The organism is Nocardioides sp. (assembly GCF_030150155.1).
GTDB lineage: Bacteria > Actinomycetota > Actinomycetes > Propionibacteriales > Nocardioidaceae > Nocardioides.
This window is the reverse complement of sequence record NZ_JASLGR010000010.1, coordinates 19124-40090: the sequence shown is the minus strand read 5'-3', so window position 1 is coordinate 40090 and position 20967 is coordinate 19124. Positions and strand designations below refer to the sequence as shown.

Genomic DNA, 20967 nt, shown 5'->3' with positions numbered 1-20967 from the left:
ACGGCCTCGTGGAAGTGCCGCACGTGCGTCTTCAGCGCGGACCGCACCGCCTTGTTGCGCTGGCGGCGCGCCTCGTTCTGCCGGTTACGCTTGATCTGGCTCTTGATATTCGCCACGCGAAAGCCTCGCTCAAAATCTGCTGGGGGTCTTGCCTACGGTCGAATAGGCGACGTCGAAGGATATCCGAGATCGCGGCCGGTTCTCAAACCAGGCGCCAACGACCGCCTGCGGACAGTATAGCGGCCCGCCCGGGGCCCCGGGCCCGGTTACTCGCCGGTGACCCCGTCGATGGACTCCCGCAGCAGGTCGGCGTGGCCGAGGTGCCGGGCGTACTCGGCGATCATGTGCCCGTACACCCAGCGGACCGACAGGGTGCCCCAGCGCTCGTGCTCGAGGGTCTGGTCCAGCGCCACCGGCGCCGCGGCCTGGCGGCACCGTTCCCACTCGGCCTCGAGCCGGGCCAGATCAGCCTCGGCGCGGGCCGGGTCGGCGTCCTCGAACGCGGCTTCCGGCCGGTCCGGCCGCCCGTACACGTCCGCCAGGGCCTGGCCGCCGACCCGGCGCCGGAACCAGGCCCGCTCGGTGTCAGTCAGGTGCCGGATCAGGCCGAGCAGGGACAGGCTGGACGCGGGCACCGGCTGCTGGGCCAGCTGGACCCCGGTCAGCCCGGCGCACTTCCAGACCAGAGTTGCCCGGTGCCAGTCGAGCAGGCCGTCCAGGGTCTCCCGCTCGTCCGCGGTCACCGGTTCGTGGGTCCGCGTCACCAGCGGAACGGTCCAGTCGCTCATCTCCGGACCCAGTCTGCCTGATAGGCGGACCAGTCGCCGGTGGTGGCGGTGCCCGCGGTGTACAGGCCGAGGCCGAACGACGCCGCCCGCTGGCGGCCCGCCGAGGTCAGCGCCACCCGGGCCCCGTGCACGGTGGCGGCCACCGACTCGTTGCTGCCGCCGTTGGCCGGGACCGCCATGATCAGGCTGACCGAGGCCGGCACGGCCTTCAGGGCCACCGACGTCTCGTGCTTGACGTAACCGCTGTACGCCGACGACAACGGCACCCCGGTGTCGAAGCCCAGCACCGCGACCTGGGTCACCCGGCTGGCCACCTGGCTGAGGTAGCCGGACGTCCAGAACACCGGGTGGCGCATGAGCAGTGCGGCGGGCAGTCCCATCCCGGCCAGCGGCTCCAGCTTAGGGGTGTCCACCGCGAGTACGGCCGGATGCAGGGCCCGGGTCCTGGCCAGCACGGTCAGCAGTCCCGGGTTGCCGCTGGCCACCGGGCTCAGGTCGTAGCTGATCCCGGTGAAACCGGCCTTCAGCAGTGACCGGGCGCTGGCCACCAGCTGCTGCTGGGTGGGGCCGTCGTCCAGGTTGAGGTGGCCGCGGCCGACGGCCCCGGTCAGTTCGGCGCAGACGGTCACGCGCGGGAACGTGCGGTGAAACCAGCCCAGCAACGACGTCGCCCGCGGGACCGCGGCCAGCTGGCCGGAGGCATCGACCTGGCCGGCCGGCACGTACACGTCGGCCACCCCCGACGTCCGGATCCGGGTGGCCAGCTGGGCCCGCCCGGCCGCGGTGTCGGCCGGGGCCGCGGCGCCTCCCGGCGACAGCCAGCCCGGGCCCAGCCACAGCCCATCGTGGCCGGTGGAGCCGGCCCAGCCCGCGGCTGGCCCGCTGGCCTGGTGACCGAGCACGAACCCGGCCACCACGATCACGATCAGAATCGCCGCCGCGGCCGCCAGCAGCCGGGTCAGCACAAAGCCAGCCAGGTCGCCGGGCTGGCCGGACTTGCCGGGCTTGCCAGGTGGCATGCGGACCTCCCAGGCCAGCAGTCCCGCATAGGCTAAGGGATCGTCACCCCAACTTCTCACCTCAAACGGATGTCTGTGTCACCTACGACGTCGCCTGCGACCGCTGTTGAGCCCGGGGCCACCGATCCCTCGGTGATCCGGAATTTCTGCATCATCGCGCACATCGACCACGGCAAGTCCACACTGGCCGACCGCATGCTGCAGCTCACCGGCGTGGTCGAGAACCGCAACATGCGTGCCCAGTACCTGGACCGGATGGACATCGAGCGGGAACGCGGCATCACCATCAAGAGCCAGGCGGTCCGGCTGCCCTGGACCGGGGCCGACGGCCAGCCCTACGTGCTGAACCTCATCGACACCCCCGGCCACGTCGACTTTTCCTACGAGGTGTCCCGGTCGCTGGCCGCCTGCGAAGGCGCGGTGCTGCTGGTCGACGCGGCCCAGGGCATCGAGGCCCAGACCCTGGCCAACCTGTACATGGCCCTGGAAGCCGACCTGCAGATCATCCCGGTGCTGAACAAGATCGACCTGCCCGCGGCCCAGCCCGAGCGGTACGCCGAGGAACTGGCCGGCATCATCGGCTGCGACCCCGGCGACGTGCTCCGGGTCTCGGCCAAGACCGGGCAGGGCGTGGAGGAGCTGCTGCACGCGGTCGTCGACCAGGTCCCGGCCCCAGCCGGGGACCCGGAGGCGCCGGCCCGGGCCCTGATCTTCGACTCGGTCTACGACACCTACCGCGGCGTGGTCACCTACGTCCGGGTGGTCGACGGCAAGCTCACCCACCGTGACAAGATCAAGATGATGTCCTCGGGCGCGGTCCACGAGATGCTCGAGATCGGGGTGATCAGCCCCGAGCCGATGAAGTGCGACTCGCTCAGCGTCGGCGAGACCGGCTACCTGATCACCGGCGTCAAGGACGTCCGTCAGTCCCGCGTCGGTGACACGGTGACGACCAACCAGCACCCGGCCACGCAGGCGCTCGGTGGCTACGAGCACCCCAATCCGATGGTGTACGCCGGCCTCTACCCGATCGACGGCGACGACTACCCCACGCTGCGTGACGCCCTGGAGAAGCTCCAGCTCAACGACGCCGCCCTGACCTTCGAGCCCGAGACCTCCGGCGCGCTCGGCTTCGGCTTCCGGATCGGCTTCCTCGGCCTGCTGCACATGGAGATCACCCGGGAGCGGCTCGAGCGCGAGTTCAACCTCGACCTGATCTCGACCGCCCCGAACGTGGTCTACAACGTCGTCCTGGAGGACGGCCGCGAGATCGAGGTGACCAACCCGAGCGAGTACCCCGACGGCAAGATCGCCGAGGTCCGCGAGCCGATCGTCAAGGCCACCATCCTGAGCCCGAGCGACTACATCGGCACGATCATGGAGCTGTGCCAGCACAAGCGCGGCACGCTGCTGGGGATGGACTACCTCTCCGAGGACCGCGTCGAGATGCGCTACATCCTGCCGATGGGCGAGATCGCGTTCGACTTCTTCGACCAGCTCAAGTCCAAGACCAAGGGCTATGCGTCGCTGAACTACGAGTTCGACGGCGAGCAGGCCGCCGACCTGGTCAAGGTCGACATCCTGCTCCAGGGCGAGCCGGTCGACGCGTTCAGCGCGATCGTGCACCGCGACGCCGCCTACGGGTACGGCGTCATGCTCGCCGGCAAGCTCAAGGACCTGATCCCGCGTCAGCAGTTCGAGGTCCCGATCCAGGCGGCGATCGGTGCCCGCGTGATCGCGCGCGAGACGATCCGCGCGATCCGCAAGGACGTTCTGGCCAAGTGCTATGGCGGAGACATCTCCCGGAAGCGCAAACTTCTGGAGAAGCAGAAGGAAGGCAAGAAGCGGATGAAGATGGTCGGGCGGGTCGAAGTCCCGCAGGAGGCCTTCGTCGCCGCTCTGTCGACCACCCAACCCTCAGAGAAGGCCGACAAGAAGAAATGACCCAGCACCCCTTTGCCGCCACGACCCAGACGCCGCATGCCTGCGACGTCCTCGTGATAGGCGGGGGGATCGCGGGCATCTCGATCGCCTACGAGCTGGCCGCGAGCGGTCAGAAGGTGGTCCTGCTCGAGGCCGAGTCGACCCTGGCCTACCACACCACCGGACGCTCGGCCGCGACCTGGATCGGCACCTACGGCAACGGTCCGGTGCGGGCCCTGACGGCGGCCAGCCACGACTACTTCATCACCCCGCCGGCCGACCGGCACCCCGACGGCGACCCGCTCGGCACGCCGATGACGATGCTGCACGTCGCCCCCGAGGGGTTCACCGCGGCGCTGCAGGAGTTCCACGACGACGTCGTCCGGCTCACCCCCGAGGCCCGGCTGATCATGCCGGCCGAGGCGGTCGCGCTGGTGCCGATGCTGCGCGAGGAGTGGGTCGAGGCCGCGCTGCTGGAGCCGTACGCGCTCGAGGTCGACGTCGCCGGACTGCACCAGGGCTACAAGCGGGGGCTCAAGGCCCACGGCGGTGAGATCCTCACCCTGGCCCGGGTCAGCGGCGCCGAGCGCACCGCCGAGGGCCGGTGGCGGGTCAGTGCCGGCATCAGTCAGGAGTTCGAGGCGACGTACGTCGTCAACGCGGCCGGTGCCTGGGTGGACGAGGTGGCCGAGGTCTTCGGTGCGCGTCCGATCGGGATCGAGCCGCGGCTGCGCTCGATCTTCATGGTCGGCGCCGAGGCGGCCACGCACAGCCTGCCGATGGTGATGAGCATCGACCACGACAACGCCTTCTACTTCAAGGGCGACTCGGGTCAGTACCTGTGCTCGCCGGCCGACGAGACCCTGACCACGCCGCACGACGCGAAGCCCGACGAGCTCGAGATCGCCCGTGCCATCGACGTGATCAACGAGGCCACCACGATCGGCATCCGCGGCATCCGCACGCCGTGGGCCGGGCTGCGCAGCTTCGCCCCCGACGGGTCGCCCGTGATCGGCGCCGACCCCGAGGTGGACGGCTTCTTCTGGTACGCCGGCCAGGGCGGCTACGGGATCCAGATGGGTCCCGCCTCGGCCCGTCTGGGGGCCGCGCTGCTGCTGGGTGCAGCGGTGCCCGAGGACATCGTCGCGACCGGGTTCGACGTCGACCAGGTGTCGCCTGCGCGTCTGCACGGCTAGGTATACGGCTCGTATACTCGGGGTCATGGCGGTCACGACGATCAAGGTGACGACCCAGACCCGGGATCTGCTGCGCGATCAGGCGGCGGCGCTCGGCCTCTCGTTGGGGGACTACGTCGGCTCCCTGGCCCGCGACCACGAGCGCGCCACCCGCTGGGAGCAGCTGCGCGGTGCTCTCGCAGCGCATCCACCGTCGGAGGAGGCCCGCGCCGAGGATGCCGCCTGGGACGCGTTGGCGGCCGACGGCCTGGAGGCCGAGGAGTGGTGACGACCCCGGTCGCGCTTGCCCCGGGGCAGATCCACTGGGCGTTCCTGGAGCCGGTGGGCGGTCGGGAGCAGGGCGGCCGCCGCCCGGTCCTGGTGGTGTCCAGCGATCGTTTCCTCGAGGTCGTCGACACCCTGGTGGCGGTGGTGCCGATCACCTCGGTCGACCGGGGCTGGGGCAATCACGTCGGCCTCGGAGAGCTCCAGGGGCGTCCGTCGTGGGCGATGACCGAGCAGGTCCGCACACTGAGCCGTAGCCGCCTGCGCGGCCAGGTCGGGACCGCGCCGGCCGCAGCGATGGCCGAGGTGTGGACCTGGCTGCGAGAGTCGTTGGGCCTGTGAGCGGGGCAGAGTCGATCGAGATCCCGGCCGGTCTGGCTGCGGCCGTCGAGCAGCGGGGCCCGGAGTGGGAGCGCTGGCTCACCGGACTGCCGGCGTTGGCGGCCCGGTTCCTGGCCGACTGGGAGCTGCGCGTCGAGGGTCCGTCGCTGCACGGCTACACCGCGCTGGTGCTGCCGGTGGTGGGGCGTGGCGGTCGAGATCGGGGGATGCTCAAGCTGGCCTTCCCCGATGAGGAGACCGAGCACGAGGCGCTCGCCCTCCAGCACTGGGCCGGGCGAGGAGCGGCGACCCTGATCCGAGCCAACCCGCGCCACCGGGTGATGCTGCTGGAGCGGCTCGGCCCGGCCGACCTGGGCGAGGAGTGGGACGTGCGCGCGTGCGAGGTGGTGGGGGAGCTCTACGGCGCCCTGCACCGGCCCGCGCCCGCCCAGCTGCGCCCGTTGTCGGCGTACGTCGCCGCCCTGGCCGACCGGCTGGCGGCGCTGCCCCGCGGGGTCCCGGTGCCGCCCCGTCTGGTCGACCAGGCCCGCTCGCTGGCGCGCTCGTTCGCCGCCGACGAGGCGACCGACGGGACCCTGATCCACGGCGACCTGCACTACGGCAACGTGCTCGCCGCGCCCGCTCGCGCAGGCGACACCACCGGCCTGGGCTGGCGGGTGATCGACCCGAAGCCGCTCAGCGGTGACCCGCACTACGAGCTGGCCCCGCTGCTGACCAACCGGTTCGACGAGCTCGCCGGGCGGGTCCGCGAGGGTCTGCGCGACCGGTTCTTCGCGACCCTCGATGCGGCCGGGCTCGACGAGCAGCGTGCCAAGGACTGGGTCGTGGTCCGGATGCTCGACCTGGCCTGCCAGCGGATCGAGGAGCCCGCCGGAGCTTCGGGGCCGGGGCGGATCTCCGACCATGACTGGTTCACCCGCTGTGTCGCGATCGCGAAGGCCGTGCAGGACTGACCGCTGGACAGGCCGACAGCTTGGACCGCTGGCGAGGTCCGAGCGGCACGTTCGGGCCCACTAGGCTGGGGCCGTGTTGTGGAAGCATCCGTCCCCTTCCCGTGGTGCCCTGAGCGAGGGCCGGGCATGAGCGCCCGGGTGCGTTCGGTCAACGTCGGCCAGCCGAAGCAGCGGGAGTGGGCCGGGCTGGGGGTCACCAGCATCGACAAGAGGCCGGTGGCCGGCGCCGTACGCGCGCATCGGCTCGGACTCGAGGGTGACACCGTCTCCGACACGAAGCACCACGGCGGGGTGGACCAGGCGGTCTATGCGTTCGCGCGGGAGGACCTCGACGTGTGGGGCGAGCGGCTGCGCAAGCCGATCGCCGACGGCCAGTTCGGGGAGAACCTCACCACCGAGGGGATCGACGTCAACGAGGCCGTGGTCGGCACCCGGTGGCGGATCGGGACCGCGCTGTTCGAGGTCGCCTACGTCAGGACGCCGTGCAACGACTTCAAGAACTGGATGGGCGAGTCCGGCTTCGACAACGCCCGCTGGGTCAAGCGGTTCGCCACCGAGTGCCGGCCCGGGCCGTACCTGCGCGTGATCGAGGAAGGCGAGCTCACCGCCGGTGACGAGATCGTGGCCGAGTCGGTCCCCGACCACGGCATCACGGTGGCCACGATGTTCAGGGCGATCAACCTCGACAGGTCACTGCTGCCCCAGCTGTTGCAGATCGACGATCTGGTCGAGAACGTGCGAGATGCTGCGACTCGTGTCGCAGAAGGCCTACCGCCGCGCCGCGGCAGCGTCTAGTCTCGGGCTCTCGCAAGCCGCGACCGGAGGGATCCCCGCTGATGACCGACACCGACTTCCTGGAGACCATGCCGGCCAATGTGGCGGTGCAGTTCCTCGAGAGGGTGGCGGCCGATCCCGACGGTGAGGCCTACCTCTATCCGCACGTCGGCGGCCACGACGACCCGCACGCCGACGCGCACAGCCGTGAGCACGAGCACTGGCACTCCGTCACCTGGCGCGAGGTCGGGGAGCGGGTCAGCAAGATCGCTGCTGGCCTGGTCAGCCTCGGGCTCACCCTGGAGCAGCGCGTCGGGATCGCCTCGGCGACCCGGTACGAGTGGATCCTGGCCGACCTCGGCGTGATGTGCGCGGGTGCGGCCACCACGACGGTCTATCCGTCGAGCAAGGACGACGACGTCGCCTGGATCCTGGGCGACTCCGAGTGCCGGGTGGTCTTCGCCGAGGACGACGAGCAGATCGCCAAGGTCGAGCTGCACGCCGCCGAGCTGGGCTCGCTCACCACGATCATCACCTTCGACGGCAAGGCCGACGGCAAGCGGGTGCTCAGCCTCGACCACCTCGAGACGCTGGGGGAGGAGTACCTCGCCACCCACGAGCACCTGATCTCCGAGATCGCCGCCTCGATCAAGCCCGACCAGCTCGCCACCCTGGTCTACACGTCGGGGACCACCGGCCGGTCCAAGGGCGTGCGGCTGCTGCACCGCTCCTGGGTCTACGAGGGCGCCGCGATCCAGGCCCAGGACATCCTGTCCACCCACGACCTCCAGTTCCTCTGGCTGCCGATGTCGCACGTCTTCGGCAAGGTGCTGCTCTCCACCCAGCTCGCGATCGGGTTCCCGACCGCGATCGACGGCCGGGTGGACAAGATCATCGACAACCTCGCCGTGATCAGGCCGACCTTCATGGGCGCCGCGCCACGGATCTTCGAGAAGGCCTACGCCCGGATCGTGACGATGGTCGACGCCGAGGGCGGCCTGAAGAAGACCCTGTTCACCAAGGCCTTCGCCGTCGGCAAGCGGTACGACGCCCTGGTCGAGGCACAGAAGTCGGTGCCGATCACCCTCCAGGTCCAGCACACGCTCTTCGACATCCTGGTCTTCCGCAAGGTGCGGGCGCGCTTCGGTGGGCGGATCCGGTTCATGATCTCCGGCTCGGCCGCCCTCAACCCCGACATCGCGTCCTGGTTCCACGCCGCCGGGCTCCTCATCCTGGAGGGCTACGGCATGACGGAGAACTCCGCCGGTGCCACGGTCAACCGTCCCGAGAGCAACCGGATCGGCACCGTCGGTCTCGCGATCCCGGGCAGCGAGATCCGGATCGGGGAGTTCGACGAGGTCCAGCTCAAGGGGCCGCACGTGATGGCGGGCTACCACAACAACCCGGACGCGACCGCGCAGGCGTTCACCGCCGACGGCTGGCTGCGCACCGGCGACAAGGGGTCGATCAGCGCCGACGGCTTCCTCACCATCACCGGTCGGCTCAAGGAGATCTTCAAGACCTCGGGCGGCAAGTACGTGGCACCCAACCAGATCGAGGCCAAGTTCAAGGCGCTGTGCCCCTACGTCAGCCAGTTCATGGTCTTCGGCGCCGAGCGGAACTTCGCTGTCGCACTGGTCACCTTGGACCCCGACGCGATCGAGGCCTGGGCCGCTGAGAACGGGCTCGCGGGAGCGTCGTACTCGCAGATCGCGTCCTCACCGGCGGCACGGGAGATGGTGGCCGGCTACGTCACCCAGCTCAACGAGCAGCTCAACCGCTGGGAGACGATCAAGAAGTGGGAGATCCTCGACCACGACCTGACCATCGAGTCCGGTGAGCTGACCCCGTCGCTGAAGGTGAAGCGCAACGTCGTGGAGAAGAACAACGCCGGCACGATCGACGGCTTCTACGGCTGAGCCGGCACCAGCGTCGGGTCCCCGGGACCCGGCGCCGGGGTGCTCAGGCGCAGCCGGAACCCGGTCGAGTAGACCGCCCGGTGGTCGGTCGCCCGGGAGAAGCGGCGTCGGTAGCCGAAGAGGTCGATGTCGGAGGTGGCGAAGGCCTGGTCGATCCGGGTCGGCCGGTGGTCGCGGCAGGCGTGACGGCGCCGGTGGCCGGCGCTGGCCATCTGGTGGCGGCGGCTGGTGTACAGGCACAGCGCCGCCTTGCCGGTGTTGAAGTCGCCGGCGATCAGTACGCCGATCCCGCGGCGCTGGAGGGTGCGCACGGTGGCCAGGATGCGACGGTTGTTGGTCGAACGGCGACGGCTGCTGTCGCGCGGGTTGTGCACGCCGATCACCGCGACCTGCTCGCCGTCGGTGCCGCTGAACACGACGACCGGGGTGCGGGTCCGCTGCCCGCCGTTCCAGTAGGTCGGGATCGAGTCCTGGGAGAGCGGCGTCCAGACCTGCGGGTCGTAGATCACCCCGTTGCGGACGCCGTGCCCGACCGAGATCAGCTTCCAGGCGCCCTGGGTGCGGGTGCGGAAGGAGCGCGGCTGGCCGCCCTGGAGCTCCACCAGCACCCCGAGGTCGGCGTGCGAGCGGTTCAGGTCGCGGACCATGATCCCCATCCGACGGCGGGCGTCGGCGGCCCCGGTGAGGGACTCGCGCTGGGCGTTGGCGAAGAAGAGTCGATGCCGAGGACCGGGGGTGGTGCCGGTGCCGCCGGTGCCGCTGGGGGACGGGCTGGCCGACGCGGTGGCCGTGCTGGTGGCCGTGGCCGCGGCGGCGGCGGTGGTCGTGGCGGTGGGGTGGCTCGGACCGGCCCCGTCGGGGCGGGTGGCGGTGAGGTGAGGAACGGTCGCCAGCGCGGTCGCGGGGGTGCCCAGGAGGAGGGCGACCAGGCACGCAGCGAGTGCGAGTCGGTTCGGCACGGAGAGACCGTAGCGTGCCTGTGAGGAGCCTGTGGCGGAACCCCGGTAACAGCGGGACGAGCAGTGTGTGACAAGTTCGGGACACGCGGGAGCGTGCTGTCGGGGGCCGGGTGTGAGACCGATCTCGCCGGTGAGCGCGGGGCGACGATCTCCGATTGATTTGTTCGAACAAATGTTCGACTATGGGTGGTGTGACACCCGCTGCTCGAACCCTCGCTCGACCCTCCGCCCTGACCTCCGAGTCCTCGGCGCACTCGCCGGAGGTCTCGCGTCTGGCGCAGATCGACCAGCTGCGTGAGCGGGTCCGTCGGCTGGAGCGTTCGGCCCCGACCCGACGTGACCTGGCGACGGTGCCGGCGCTGCGGCCGATCGTGCAGCTCCAAGCCGGAGGAGTCTACGAGATCGATCCGACCGTCGCCGGGGTGAGCCTGGCCTGGGGGCTGCTGGCGGGGCCGTCGGCCGCGGGTGCCTGGGGTGCCGTCGTCGGGGTGCCCGACTTCGGTGCCGAGGCAGCGGCCGGGCTGGGCGTCAGGCTCGACCGGGTGATCTGCGTGCCCGACCCGGGGCAGGGCTGGATCGACGCGGTGGCGGCGCTGATCGACGTGGTCAGCGTCCTGGTGGTGCGTCCCACCGGCCGGATCGGCGACGGGGTCGCCTCCAAGGTCGCGGCCCGGCTGCGCACCCGGGAAGCCGCGCTGATCTCGCTCGGGCCGTGGCCGCGGGCCGAGGTCAGGCTCAGCGCCACCCGGCCGCGCTGGGGCGGAGCGGGACAGGGCGAGGGACACCTGCGTGCCCGGCTGCTCAACGTCGAGGCCCGTCGGGGGACCGCCCCGCCCCGGCGCGCCGACGTCTGGTTCCCCGCCGCCGACCTCACCCTGATCGCCGCCGCGCCGATGGCACCGGCCGTCCAGCAGGGGCCCGCCCTCGGGGTGGTGAGCGCATGAGCCGGGTGCTGGTGCTCTGGGTGCCGGACTGGCCGGTCGCCGTCGGGCTGCGCGCCCGGGACCTGCCCAGTCACCTGCCCGCTGCGGTGCTGCACGCCAACCGGGTGGTGGCCTGCAACGACGCCGCCCGTGCCAGTGGGGTCCGGCGTGGCATGCGGCGGCGCGACTCCCAGGCCCGCTGCCCCGAGATCACCCTGATCGACGCCGCCCCCGACGTCGACGCCACCGTCTTCGAGGAGGTGCTCGGGGTGCTGGAGGAGATCCGCCCCGGAGTGGCACCGCTGCGCCCCGGCCTGGTGGCGCTGCGCTCGCCGGGGCGCTTCTACGGAGGCGACGAGGAGGCGGGCGCGGTGCTGCTCGAAGCGGTGGTCGGCGTCGGGATCCGCGACGTGCGGATCGGGATCGCCGACGAGCTCTTCACCGCCGAGCAGGCGGCCCGGCTGGCCGGGGTGCAGCAGACCCGGATCGTCCCCGAGGGCGACTCGGCGCGGTTCCTGGCCCCGTTGCCGGTCGGGGTGATCGACCTCGACACCGGCGGTCAGGAGGACCCTGCCCGGTCGGCCCAGACGGCGCAGACGGTCAGCCTGCTCCAGCGCCTCGGGCTGCACACCCTGGGCGACCTGGCGGCGCTGCCGGCGGCCAGCGTCAGGTCCCGCTTCGGGTCCCATGCGGCCTGGGTGCACCAGGTGCTGCACGGCGCGGCGGGGGAGCAGGCTGCCGGGCTGGCGACCCGTCAGGTTCCCCCGGACCTGATCCGGGAGGTCGTCTTCGAGCCGCCCCTGGACCAGGCCGAGGCGATCTGCTTCTCCTCCCGACGTACGGTCGAGGGGTTCGTCACCGCCCTGGCACACCAGCAGGTGGTCTGCACCGACGTCCTGATCGAGGTCGAGGACGCGGCCGAGGGGGAGGTGGTCTCGGCGCGGCGCTGGCTGCACCCGCGCTGGTTCGGTGCCGCCGACCTGATCGACCGGCTGCACTGGCAGCTGGTCGGCTCCCTGCGTGCCGGCGCGGTCGGCGCGCCCGTGACGCGGGTCAGGTTCACCCCGGTCGCCGTGGTCAGCGACGCCGTCCACGCCGACGGCCTGTGGGGTGGCTCGGACGCGCGGGTGGAGCGCGGCGTGGCACGCGTCCAGGGACTGCTCGGACCCGACGCCGTGGTCGCTCCGGTGCTCCAGGGCGGTCGCACCCCGGCCGAGCGCCAGGCGATGGTGCCGTGGGGCACCCGGCCGACCGGGCTGCGTCCGCGCGAGCTGCCCTGGCCCGGATCGATCCCGCCGCCGTACCCCTCCCGGGTGCTGTCGGTCCCCGAGCACGCCGCGGTGATGGACGCCGGTGGACATCCGGTCGTGATCGGTTCGCGTGGTGCCGTCAGCGCGCCGCCGAGCCGGTTCCGGCCGCACGGCGGCGAGGGCTGGCTGCCGGTGACGGCCTGGGCCGGGCCCTGGCCGGTCGACGAGACCTGGTGGGAGCCGGGGGCACGCAAGGTGGCCCGGTTCCAGCTGGTCGCCGCCGACGGCAGGGCCTGGCTGGTCACCTGCGACGGTGACGCCTGGCTGACCGAGGCGGCGTACGACTGATGGTCCTCTGATGGGCTGGGAGAACCCGGAGATCCCCTGGCGGGAGCTGGAGAAGCGCCTCTCGGGGCGCCCCGTCTCGCCGCTGGACGTCCCGATCTCGCGCAAGCGGCGCGCGGGCGTGCTGGAGGTGCATCCGCCGACCCAGATCGCCACGGCGTACGCCGAGCTGCACGCGCACTCGCACTTCAGCTTCCTCGACGGTGCCTCCTCGCCCCGCGAGCTGGTCGTCGAGGCGGTCCGGCTCGGGCTGCACGGCCTCGCCCTGACCGACCACGACGGGTTCTACGGCGCTCCGGCGTTCGCCGAGGCGATGGCCGCAGCCCGCGCCACCTCGTCGTACCTGCTCAAGACCGTGTACGGCGCCGAGCTCTCGCTCGGGCTGAGCGGCCCGCAGAACGGCGTCGCCGACCCCGAGGGGCAGCACCTGCTGGTGCTGGCGCGCGGGGTGGAGGGCTATCACCGGCTCGCGTCGGTGATCACCGAGGCGCAGCTGCGCGGCGACGAGAAGGGCCGTCCGGTCTACGACCTCGACGAGGTCGTCGACGCCGGTCGGGGGCACTGGACGGTGCTGACCGGGTGCCGCAAGGGGTTCGGGCAGCGGGAGGAGATCGAGAACCTGGTCGACTGGTTCGGTGCCGAGCAGGTCGTGGTCGAGCTGAGCGACCATCGGATGCCGACCGACTCGCGGCGCAATGACCACCTCGCCGCGATCGCCGCCGACCTCGGTCTGGCGACGGTGGCGACCGGCAACGTGCACTACGCGACGCCGCAGGCGCATCGGCTCGCCGACGCGATGGCGGCGGTCCGGGCCCGCCGCGCGCTGGGGGAGATGGACGGCTGGCTGGCCGCACACGGCTCGGCGCACCTCTACAGCGGGGCCGAGATGGCCCAGCGCTTCGTCCGCTACCCGGGGGCGGTGGCGCGCTCGGTCACGATCGCCGACGAGTGCGCCTTCGACCTGCGCAAGGCCACCCCGGAGCTGCCCAGCCGCAACATCCCGGACGGCCACACCGCCGCCTCCTGGCTGCGCGAGCTGACCGAGGCCGGCTTCGCCCAGCGGTACGCCGACGCGTACCGCGACAAGCCTGACTTCGTCGCCCGGGCGCGCGCTCGGGTCGAGCACGAGCTCGAGGTGATCACGCGGAAGAACTTCTGCGGCTACTTCGTGATCGTGCACGACATCGTCGCCTTCGCCCGCAGCGAGGGGATCCTGTGCCAGGGCCGGGGCAGTGCCGCGGCCTCGGCGGTCTGCTACGCCCTCGGGGTGACCGCGATCGACCCGGTCTACTACCGGCTGCCGTTCGAGCGGTTCATCTCCGAGCATCGCGAGGAGGAGCCCGACATCGACGTCGACTTCGACTCCAACCGGCGCGAGGAGGTGATCCAGTGGGTCTACCGCAGCTACGGCCGTCGCAACGCCGCCCAGGTCGCCAACATCATCGGCTACCGGCCCAAGATGGCGATCCGGGACGCGGCCAAGGCGCTGGGCTACTCACCGGGCCAGCAGGACGCCTGGAGCAAGCGGATCTCGAGCTGGACCCGGGTCGAGGCACCCGCTGAGGCAGGGGTGCCCGACGCGGTGCTGGAGCTGGCGTCGCAGTTCCACGGCGCCCCGCGCCACCTGGGCATCCACTCGGGCGGGATGCTGCTCACCGAGCGACCGATCGGCGAGGTGGTGCCGATCGAGCGCGGCCGGATGGACCAGCGCACCGTGGTGCAGTGGGACAAGGACGGCTGCGAGTACATGGGCCTGGTGAAGTTCGACCTGCTCGGCCTGGGGATGCTCTCGGCCCTCGACCACATCATGACGATGATCGGCACCCACCTGGGCGAGCACTGGGAGCTGGCCACCGTGCCCAAGGAGGAGCCGGCGGTCTTCGACATGCTCTGCCGGGCCGACTCGATCGGGGTGTTCCAGGTGGAGAGCCGAGCCCAGATCGGCACCCTGCCCCGGCTCCAGCCGCGCTCCTTCTACGACCTGGCGATCGAGATCGCCCTGATCCGGCCCGGCCCGATCCAGGGCGGAGCGGTGCACCCCTACATCCGGCGGGCGACCGGGCGTGAGCCGGTCACCTACGCCCACCCGGTCCTGGAGCCGGTGCTGGAGCGGACCAAGGGGGTGCCGCTCTTCCAGGAGCAGCTGATGGAGATGGGTCGGGTGCTCGGCGACTTCTCCGCCGACGACGCCGACCTGCTGCGTCGGGCGATGGGCTCGAAGCGGGGGATCGAGCGGATCGAGTCCCTCAAGGAACGGCTCTTCGCCGGGATGAAGGCCAAGGGGCTCAGCGACGAGATCGCCGGGGCGATCTACCTGCAGATCCTCTCCTTCGCGAACTTCGGGTTCGCCGAGTCGCACTCGCTCAGCTTCGCCAAGCTGGTCTATGCCTCCTCGTGGTTCAAGCTGCACTACCCGGGGGCCTTCCTGGCCGGGCTGCTGCGGGCACAGCCGATGGGCTTCTACTCGCCGCAGTCGCTGACCCAGGACGCGATCCGGCACGGGGTGGAGGTGCGCCGGCCCGACCTGGCGGTGTCGGGGGCGATGGCCGATCTGGAGCCGCTGGCGGAGCGTGACGGGGCCGGGCCGGTGGTGCCGACCGGTCGGGAGCGCTGCTTGCACGACTTCGAGGCGGGGTCGCTGTGGCGTCCTGGCACCCCCGACCCTACCCCGGAGCACCGCCGGGACGCGGGGTTCGCCGTACGTCTCGGCCTGGATGAGGTGCGGGGGCTGAGCCGGGAGACGGCGACGCGGATCGTCGAGGCGCGCGAGCAGGCGCCCTTCCGGGACCTGCCCGACCTGGCCCGTCGGGCGGGACTCGACACCGCCCAGCTGGAGGCGCTGGCCACGGCCGGGGCGGTCAGCGGGCTGAGTCGGCGTGAGGCTCTGTGGGCGGCGGGCTGGACCGAGTCGGCCGACCAGCTGCCCGGCACCGCGCCGGTGGTCGAGGCCCCGGCGCTGCCGCAGATGAGCCAGGTGGAGGAGACGCTGGCGGACCTGTGGGCCACCGGGGTCACCACCGACGGGCACCCCTTCTCCCACCTGCGGGTCCAGCTCTCCGGCAGCGGGGTGGTCTCGGTCGCCGGACTGACGGCGATCAGGACCGGCACCCGGGTGACGGTGGGCGGGATGATCACCCACCGGCAGCGCCCTTCGACCGCCGGCGGGGTGACCTTCCTCAACCTGGAGGACGAGACCGGGATGCTCAACGTGGTCTGCTCCACCGGGGTCTGGTCGAAGTACCGCTCGGTGGCGACCAGCGCCTCGGCGATGCTGATCCGGGGGCTGGTGGAGCGTCAGGACGGCGTACTCAACCTGGTCGCCGACCGGCTGGCGCCGCTGACCGAGATCGCCCCGTCGGCAGGCGATGCGCTCCAGCGACGGCACCGGTCGAGGGACTTCCGCTGAGGTGGTGAACCCGGAAGTCGAGGGTGGTGAACCCGGATCTCACCGGTGGTGAACCCGGAAGTCGGCGGTGGTGAACCCGGATCTCGGCGGATCACAGATGTATAACGATATATTGTAGATGTTTTCGGGAGAGCGTTGGCTGGCTACGGTCCCCGCAAGCCGTCGGGACCGTCTCGGCGGGTGGGGGAGCATCAGCAAGGAGAACCACTCGTGTTGCGTCGTCTTGCCGCAGTCCTCGGGACTGCTTTCCTCGGGGCCGCCGGCCTCACCGCCGTCGCGCCCGCCGCTCACGCGGACGCTGCCTGCGCCAGCTTCTCGTCCACCACCGCGACCTGCGTCAACTCCACCGCGACCATCGCGGGGACGTCGTACAGCGTCGACTGGTATCTGCCCAACGGCACCGCCAGCGCCCTGATGCTGCTCAACCACGGCTTCTCCCGGGACTGCGCCAACCTGCGCGGCACCAGCAAGGCGATCGTGGAGAAGGGCGTGATGGTGCTGTGCGTCAACGCCGACATGTCCAGCGGCAACCCGACTCTGGGCAACGACCTGGGTGACGCGCTGGCCGCCCGTGCCCTGACCCCGCCCTCGGGCAAGGCGCTGCCGGTCAGCTACATCGTCGGCGGTCACTCCGCCGGTGGTCACTTCGCCTCCGTGGTCGGGGCGCGCCTGGCCGCCGACGGCTACGCCGGGCTCAAGGGTGCGGTCCTCTTCGACCCGGTCGCCTCCTCCGGCTTCACCGCCAACCTGGCGGCGATCTCGGCCGGCGGCACCCGGCCGGTGCTCTCGGTCGCGGCCCGCCCGAGCCTGGCCAACCTGTACAACAACTCCTTCGGCGCGCTCAAGGACCTCGACAGCGCCTTCGTCGGGATCCAGCTGGTCTGGGAGAAGTTCACCGTCGGCATCCCCAGCGGCGGCAGCTGCCACATCGACGTCGAGGGTGAGAACAGTGACGTGATCGGCATCGCCGGTGCCGGCTGCAGCGCCAACACCACCCAGACCGCACGTCTGCGCGACTTCGGTGCGAACTGGGCCAGCGACATCGCCACCGGCACGCGTACGGCGGCCTACTGGTGCACCGACGAGTCGGTGCTGTCGACCTGCGGATCGAAGATCCGTGACCTGGTCGACCGCACCCTCCCGGTCGCCGCACCGATCCCGGCCTCCTGAGCCGAGCGGGCAGCAGCGCGAACCCTCGGGTGGGCGCTGCTGCCCGTCGCCGCGGGTCGCCGATGAGTTCTCCGGCCGCCGCGCCGGGATAATGGAGCCCATGCCCTCAGCACTGCCCGACGGTGAGATCGCCCCCATCGACGGGTCCCTGCCGGATGCGTCGCTCGCTGGTCTCGGCAGCCGTCCGTTCGGTTTCTACGTGCACGTGCCGTTCTGCACGGTGCGCTGTGGCTACTGCGACTTCAACACCTACACCGCCCTCGAGCTCGGCCCCGTCGGAGGCCACCCCGGCGCCTCGCGCCAGACCTACGCCGAGGCTGCGATCGCCGAGATCCGTGCCAGCCGGCGGGTCCTGGGCGACGTCGACCTTCCGGTCGCCACCGTCTTCTTCGGCGGCGGTACGCCGACCCTGCTCCCGGCCGACGACCTGGTCGCGATCCTCGCCGCGATCAAGGAGACCTACGGCCTGGCGCCCGACGCCGAGGTCACCACGGAGGCCAACCCGGACTCGGTGACCCTGGAGTCGCTGCGCACCCTGCGCGAGGGCGGCTTCACCCGGATCAGCTTCGGGATGCAGAGCGCGGTGCCCTCGGTGCTGGCCACCCTGGACCGCACGCACAACCCCGCCAACGTCCCGCTCGCCGTCGCCAACGCGCGGGCCGCGGGCTTCGAGCAGGTCAGCCTGGACCTGATCTACGGCACGCCGGGGGAGAGCGCCGAGGACTGGGTGACGTCGTTGCGTGCAGCCCTGGCCTGCGAGCCCGATCACGTGTCGGCGTACTCGCTGATCGTCGAGGACGGCACCGCCCTGGCCCGGCGGGTGCGCCGCGGTGAGGTGCCGATGCCGTCCGAGGACGACTACGCCGACAAGTACGTGGTGGCCGACGAGGCGCTGCGCGCGGCGGGCCTGGAGTGGTACGAGGTCTCGAACTGGGCTCGCGACGAGGCCGCCCGCTGCCGGCACAACCTGCTCTACTGGACCGGCGCCGACTGGTGGGGGGTCGGTCCCGGAGCGCACTCGCACGTCGGCGGCACCCGGTGGTGGAACGTCAAGCATCCCGTCGCGTACGCCGACCGGATCGCGGCCGGGCACTCCCCGGCCCAGGCCCGCGAGGTGCTGACGCCCGCCGAGCAGCAGGTCGAGCGCGTGATGCTGGAGCTCCGCCTGGCCGACGGCCTGGCCCTGGACGCCCTGGAGGACCCGACCCTGATCGAGGCGCCGGTCGCCGCAGGCCTGGTCGAGGTCCGCGGCGAGCGGCTGGTGCTGACCGACGCCGGGCGGCTACTGGCCGACGGCGTTGTCCGCGACCTGCTGCCCTGAGGCGACCGCAGCCGGGGCGGGGGAGCGGCCGAAGAGGCGACGGGCCCCGGTGGGGCTGGTCATCCACCAGGCGGCGCCGGTGATGGCGAAGCCGATCACGACGTCGAGGGTCCAGTGGTTGCCGGTGCCGATCACGACGATGCCGGTGATCGCGGGGTAGAGGAAGACCGCGATCTTCGCGAACCGGTTGGTCAGCACCGAGGCCAGGGCCAGGGCGACCCACAACGACCATCCGGCGTGCATCGACGGGAAGGCGGCGAGCTCGTTGGTCAGGCCGCCCAGGCCCTTGGGGGCCGAGGCGTCCGCACCCCACCAGCCGACGCTGGAGTGCAGGTGCATCACGTCGGTGAAGCCGAAGCCGAAGCGCGGCGGGGCGGTCGGCGCGGTCAGGTAGAACGCCAGCGCGACCAGGGTCGCGTAGACCAGGGCGCGGCGCGCGGGCAGGTACTTGTCGGGGTGGCGGGCGAAGAGCCAGACGATCACGACGGCGGTGACGACGTAGTGCGCCGAGGCGTACCAGTAGTCCCCGGCGATGCCGAGCAGCTTGTGCTCCACGAAGAGTGCGTTGGCCCACGGCTCGACCGACATGTGCCAGGCCTTCTCGACGTCGATGATCCGGCCGGCGCGGGCCAGGGCGGGGCCGAGCTGGTTGTCGGCCAGGGTGCGCGAGACCGTGTAGGTGACGTAGAGCGCCGCCAGGAGAAGCATCTCCCGCACGGTGCGGTGGGTACGGAACCACGTCAGGATGCGCTTGCCGGTCGTCATGGCCGCGACCTCCACAGAGAGCTGGAGCAGAACCGGAGGTTCCCCTCCAGTTAGAGACGTTAACACAAGCGGACTCCGTGTTCCACTTGGTAGGATGGGTGCCATGACCGAGCCCGACCGCTGCCGCACCGGCCTGCGTGCCGACGCGGAGCGCAACCGGGTCCGGATCCTGGAGACGGCATGCCGTCTCTTCGCCGAGTCCGGGCTCGACGTCCCCCTGGAGGACATCGCCCGCCAGGCCGGCGTCGGCATCGCGACGCTCTACCGGCGCTACCCGACCCGGGGCGACCTGGCGGCCGCGGTCTTCGCCGAGCAGTTGTGGCGCTACGGCGAGGTGGTCGACCGGGCCGACGTCGAGGCCGACCCGTGGCAGGCGATGGTCACCCTGGTGCACGGCCTGAGCGACCTGCAGGGGCACAACGCCGGCCTGCGGGAGTTCCTCACCATGTCGTTCTCCGCCGCACCCGAGGTGCAGGCGGCCTTCGTGCACGTCCAGGAGCGGCTGGAGGAGATGATCGCCCGGATCGTCGCCTCCGGCGTGGTCAGGCCCGACTTCGACAGGGCCGACCTGATGCTCTTCATGATCGGCAACGGCGCCCTGGTGGCACGGCTCGACGAGGTCGCCGACCAGGCCCGGCGCCGGCTCGCGGCACTCTTCCTGGAGGGCATCCGCAACCGCCCCGACGCCACCGTGCTGCCGGTCGGACCGACGGCCACCGAGCTGCGTCGCGCCGTCGATCCGTTCGCCCGCTGAGGGGCCGGTGCCTCAGGGCACCGTGACGAAGTCGATCAGCTCCTCGACCCGGCCCAGCAGGGCGGGGTCGAGATCGTCGTACGACTTCACCTTGCTCAGCAGGTGCTGCCAGGCGCGGGCGATGTCGGCCTGGTTGCGGTGCGGCCAGCCCAGGTGCTGGCAGATGCCGTGCTTCCACTCGATCGAGCGCGGGATCTTCGGCCAGGCCTGCAGTCCGACCCGGTCGGGCTTGATCGCCTCCCAGATGTCGATGAACGGGTGGCCGAGGATGAGCACGTCCTTGCCGATCGCCGAGCGCTGGATCGCCCCGGCGATGCGGGACTCCTTGGAGCCGGCGACCAGGTGGTCGACCAGGACCCCCACGCGCCGGTTCGGGCCCGGCTTGAAGTCCTGCAGGTGGTCGGCGAGGTCGTCGACGCCGCCGAGGTACTCGACCACGACGCCCTCGATCCGAAGGTCGTCGCCCCAGACCTTCTCGACCAGCTCGGCGTCGTGGCGACCCTCGACGAAGATCCGGCTGGCGCGCGCCACCCGGGCCGGGGCGTTGGCCACGGCGATCGAGCCCGAGGCGGTCCGCTTCGGCCCGGCCGGTGCCGCGGCGCGGACCGGGGGCGTGAGGATCACCGGGCGGCCGTCGAGCATGAAGCCGGGGCCGAGGGGGAACGTCCGTCGCTTGTTGCGCCGGTCCTCCAGGGTGACGGTGTCCAGGTCGCGGTCGACGGCGACGATCTCGCCGACCCACTCCGAGCCGTCGTTCAGGATCGCCTCGACCACGGCACCGTGCTCGGCCGGCGTCTCGACGGCGCGGCCGTTCTTCGGCGCGCGCCAGTCGGAGTTGAGTACGTCGGAGCCGTAGCGATCAGCCATGCCCCCATTGTCACAGGAGCATCACCCGT

General features: G+C 71.5%; 19 protein-coding genes. 13 read left to right on the top strand and 6 right to left on the bottom strand.

Features of this window, described 5'->3' with window-relative positions; all coding sequences use genetic code 11:
- The 3 genes from rpsT to Q1V88_RS01995 all read right to left on the bottom strand — a co-directional run.
- Positions 1 to 116, bottom strand: a 116-nt coding sequence (gene rpsT / locus Q1V88_RS02005; protein ID WP_300677198.1) for a 30S ribosomal protein S20, incomplete at its 3' end; no start/stop codon positions are given.
- Between the two features lie 150 nt (positions 117 to 266).
- Positions 267 to 788, bottom strand: a complete 522-nt coding sequence (locus Q1V88_RS02000) for a DinB family protein (RefSeq protein WP_300677193.1) — start codon at positions 786 to 788, stop codon at positions 267 to 269.
- Positions 785 to 1807 (bottom strand): hypothetical protein, encoded by a 1023-nt coding sequence (locus Q1V88_RS01995; RefSeq protein ID WP_300677190.1) that lies wholly within the window; start codon positions 1805 to 1807, stop codon positions 785 to 787. Before Q1V88_RS01995 ends, Q1V88_RS02000 begins: the two co-directional genes overlap by 4 nt.
- A gap of 69 nt (positions 1808 to 1876) precedes the next feature.
- Between Q1V88_RS01995 and lepA the strand changes: the two genes are divergently transcribed.
- The 7 genes from lepA to Q1V88_RS01960 all read left to right on the top strand — a co-directional run bounded on the left by lepA (position 1877) and on the right by Q1V88_RS01960 (position 9178).
- Positions 1877 to 3751, top strand: a complete 1875-nt coding sequence (gene lepA, locus Q1V88_RS01990) for a translation elongation factor 4 (RefSeq protein ID WP_300677187.1) — start codon at positions 1877 to 1879, stop codon at positions 3749 to 3751.
- Complete coding sequence (locus tag Q1V88_RS01985) at positions 3748 to 4926, top strand: FAD-dependent oxidoreductase (protein ID WP_300677184.1); 1179 nt, start codon at positions 3748 to 3750, stop codon at positions 4924 to 4926. Before lepA ends, Q1V88_RS01985 begins: the two co-directional genes overlap by 4 nt.
- Before the next feature lie 25 nt (positions 4927 to 4951).
- Positions 4952 to 5194, top strand: a complete 243-nt coding sequence (locus Q1V88_RS01980; RefSeq protein WP_300677182.1) for a hypothetical protein — start codon at positions 4952 to 4954, stop codon at positions 5192 to 5194.
- Positions 5191 to 5532: a type II toxin-antitoxin system PemK/MazF family toxin gene (locus Q1V88_RS01975; RefSeq protein WP_300677179.1), complete on the top strand. Its 342-nt coding sequence runs from the start codon at positions 5191 to 5193 to the stop codon at positions 5530 to 5532. Before Q1V88_RS01980 ends, Q1V88_RS01975 begins: the two co-directional genes overlap by 4 nt.
- Positions 5529 to 6485: an aminoglycoside phosphotransferase family protein gene (locus Q1V88_RS01970; RefSeq protein WP_300677176.1), complete on the top strand. Its 957-nt coding sequence runs from the start codon at positions 5529 to 5531 to the stop codon at positions 6483 to 6485. Before Q1V88_RS01975 ends, Q1V88_RS01970 begins: the two co-directional genes overlap by 4 nt.
- Before the next feature lie 126 nt (positions 6486 to 6611).
- Positions 6612 to 7280, top strand: a complete 669-nt coding sequence (locus Q1V88_RS01965; protein ID WP_300677174.1) for an MOSC domain-containing protein — start codon at positions 6612 to 6614, stop codon at positions 7278 to 7280.
- A 41-nt stretch (positions 7281 to 7321) separates the two neighbouring features.
- Entirely contained in the window at positions 7322 to 9178 is a 1857-nt protein-coding gene (locus Q1V88_RS01960) for an AMP-binding protein (protein WP_300677171.1), read from the top strand.
- On the opposite strand, the gene Q1V88_RS01955 is transcribed toward Q1V88_RS01960, so the two are convergent.
- Positions 9169 to 10137: an endonuclease/exonuclease/phosphatase family protein gene (locus tag Q1V88_RS01955; protein ID WP_300677169.1), complete on the bottom strand. Its 969-nt coding sequence runs from the start codon at positions 10135 to 10137 to the stop codon at positions 9169 to 9171. The two genes, Q1V88_RS01960 and Q1V88_RS01955, sit on opposite strands and share 10 nt — an antisense overlap.
- Positions 10138 to 10328: 191 nt before the next feature.
- Between Q1V88_RS01955 and Q1V88_RS01950 the strand changes: the two genes are divergently transcribed.
- The 5 genes from Q1V88_RS01950 (at position 10329) to hemW (ending at position 18552) form a co-directional block, all read left to right on the top strand.
- A complete protein-coding gene (locus Q1V88_RS01950; protein ID WP_300677166.1) occupies positions 10329 to 11081 on the top strand; it encodes a hypothetical protein in 753 nt (250 codons plus the stop codon).
- Positions 11078 to 12658 (top strand): DNA polymerase Y family protein, encoded by a 1581-nt coding sequence (locus tag Q1V88_RS01945; protein ID WP_300677163.1) that lies wholly within the window; start codon positions 11078 to 11080, stop codon positions 12656 to 12658. The genes Q1V88_RS01950 and Q1V88_RS01945 overlap by 4 nt, the downstream gene beginning before the upstream one ends.
- 10 nt (positions 12659 to 12668) lie before the next feature.
- Positions 12669 to 16061, top strand: coding sequence for an error-prone DNA polymerase (locus Q1V88_RS01940; protein WP_300677161.1), 3393 nt, complete (start codon positions 12669 to 12671; stop codon positions 16059 to 16061).
- A 210-nt stretch (positions 16062 to 16271) separates the two neighbouring features.
- Complete coding sequence (locus Q1V88_RS01935; RefSeq protein ID WP_300677159.1) at positions 16272 to 17231, top strand: hypothetical protein; 960 nt, start codon at positions 16272 to 16274, stop codon at positions 17229 to 17231.
- 100 nt (positions 17232 to 17331) lie between these two features.
- Complete coding sequence (gene hemW / locus Q1V88_RS01930; protein ID WP_300677156.1) at positions 17332 to 18552, top strand: radical SAM family heme chaperone HemW; 1221 nt, start codon at positions 17332 to 17334, stop codon at positions 18550 to 18552.
- On the opposite strand, the gene Q1V88_RS01925 is transcribed toward hemW, so the two are convergent.
- Positions 18514 to 19317 carry a phosphatase PAP2 family protein gene (locus Q1V88_RS01925; protein ID WP_300677154.1) on the bottom strand — a complete coding sequence of 268 codons (804 nt, stop codon included), beginning with the start codon at positions 19315 to 19317 and terminating at the stop codon, positions 18514 to 18516. The genes hemW and Q1V88_RS01925 overlap by 39 nt on opposite strands.
- A gap of 103 nt (positions 19318 to 19420) precedes the next feature.
- Here Q1V88_RS01925 and Q1V88_RS01920 point away from each other — a divergent pair, with 103 nt between their 5' ends.
- The gene (locus Q1V88_RS01920) at positions 19421 to 20071 is read left to right on the top strand and encodes a TetR/AcrR family transcriptional regulator (protein WP_300677151.1); all 651 of its coding nucleotides are present in this window, start codon (positions 19421 to 19423) and stop codon (positions 20069 to 20071) included.
- A gap of 12 nt (positions 20072 to 20083) precedes the next feature.
- On the opposite strand, the gene Q1V88_RS01915 is transcribed toward Q1V88_RS01920, so the two are convergent.
- Complete coding sequence (locus Q1V88_RS01915) at positions 20084 to 20938, bottom strand: DUF3097 domain-containing protein (RefSeq protein WP_300677148.1); 855 nt, start codon at positions 20936 to 20938, stop codon at positions 20084 to 20086.
- Positions 20939 to 20967: the final 29 nt, after the last annotated feature.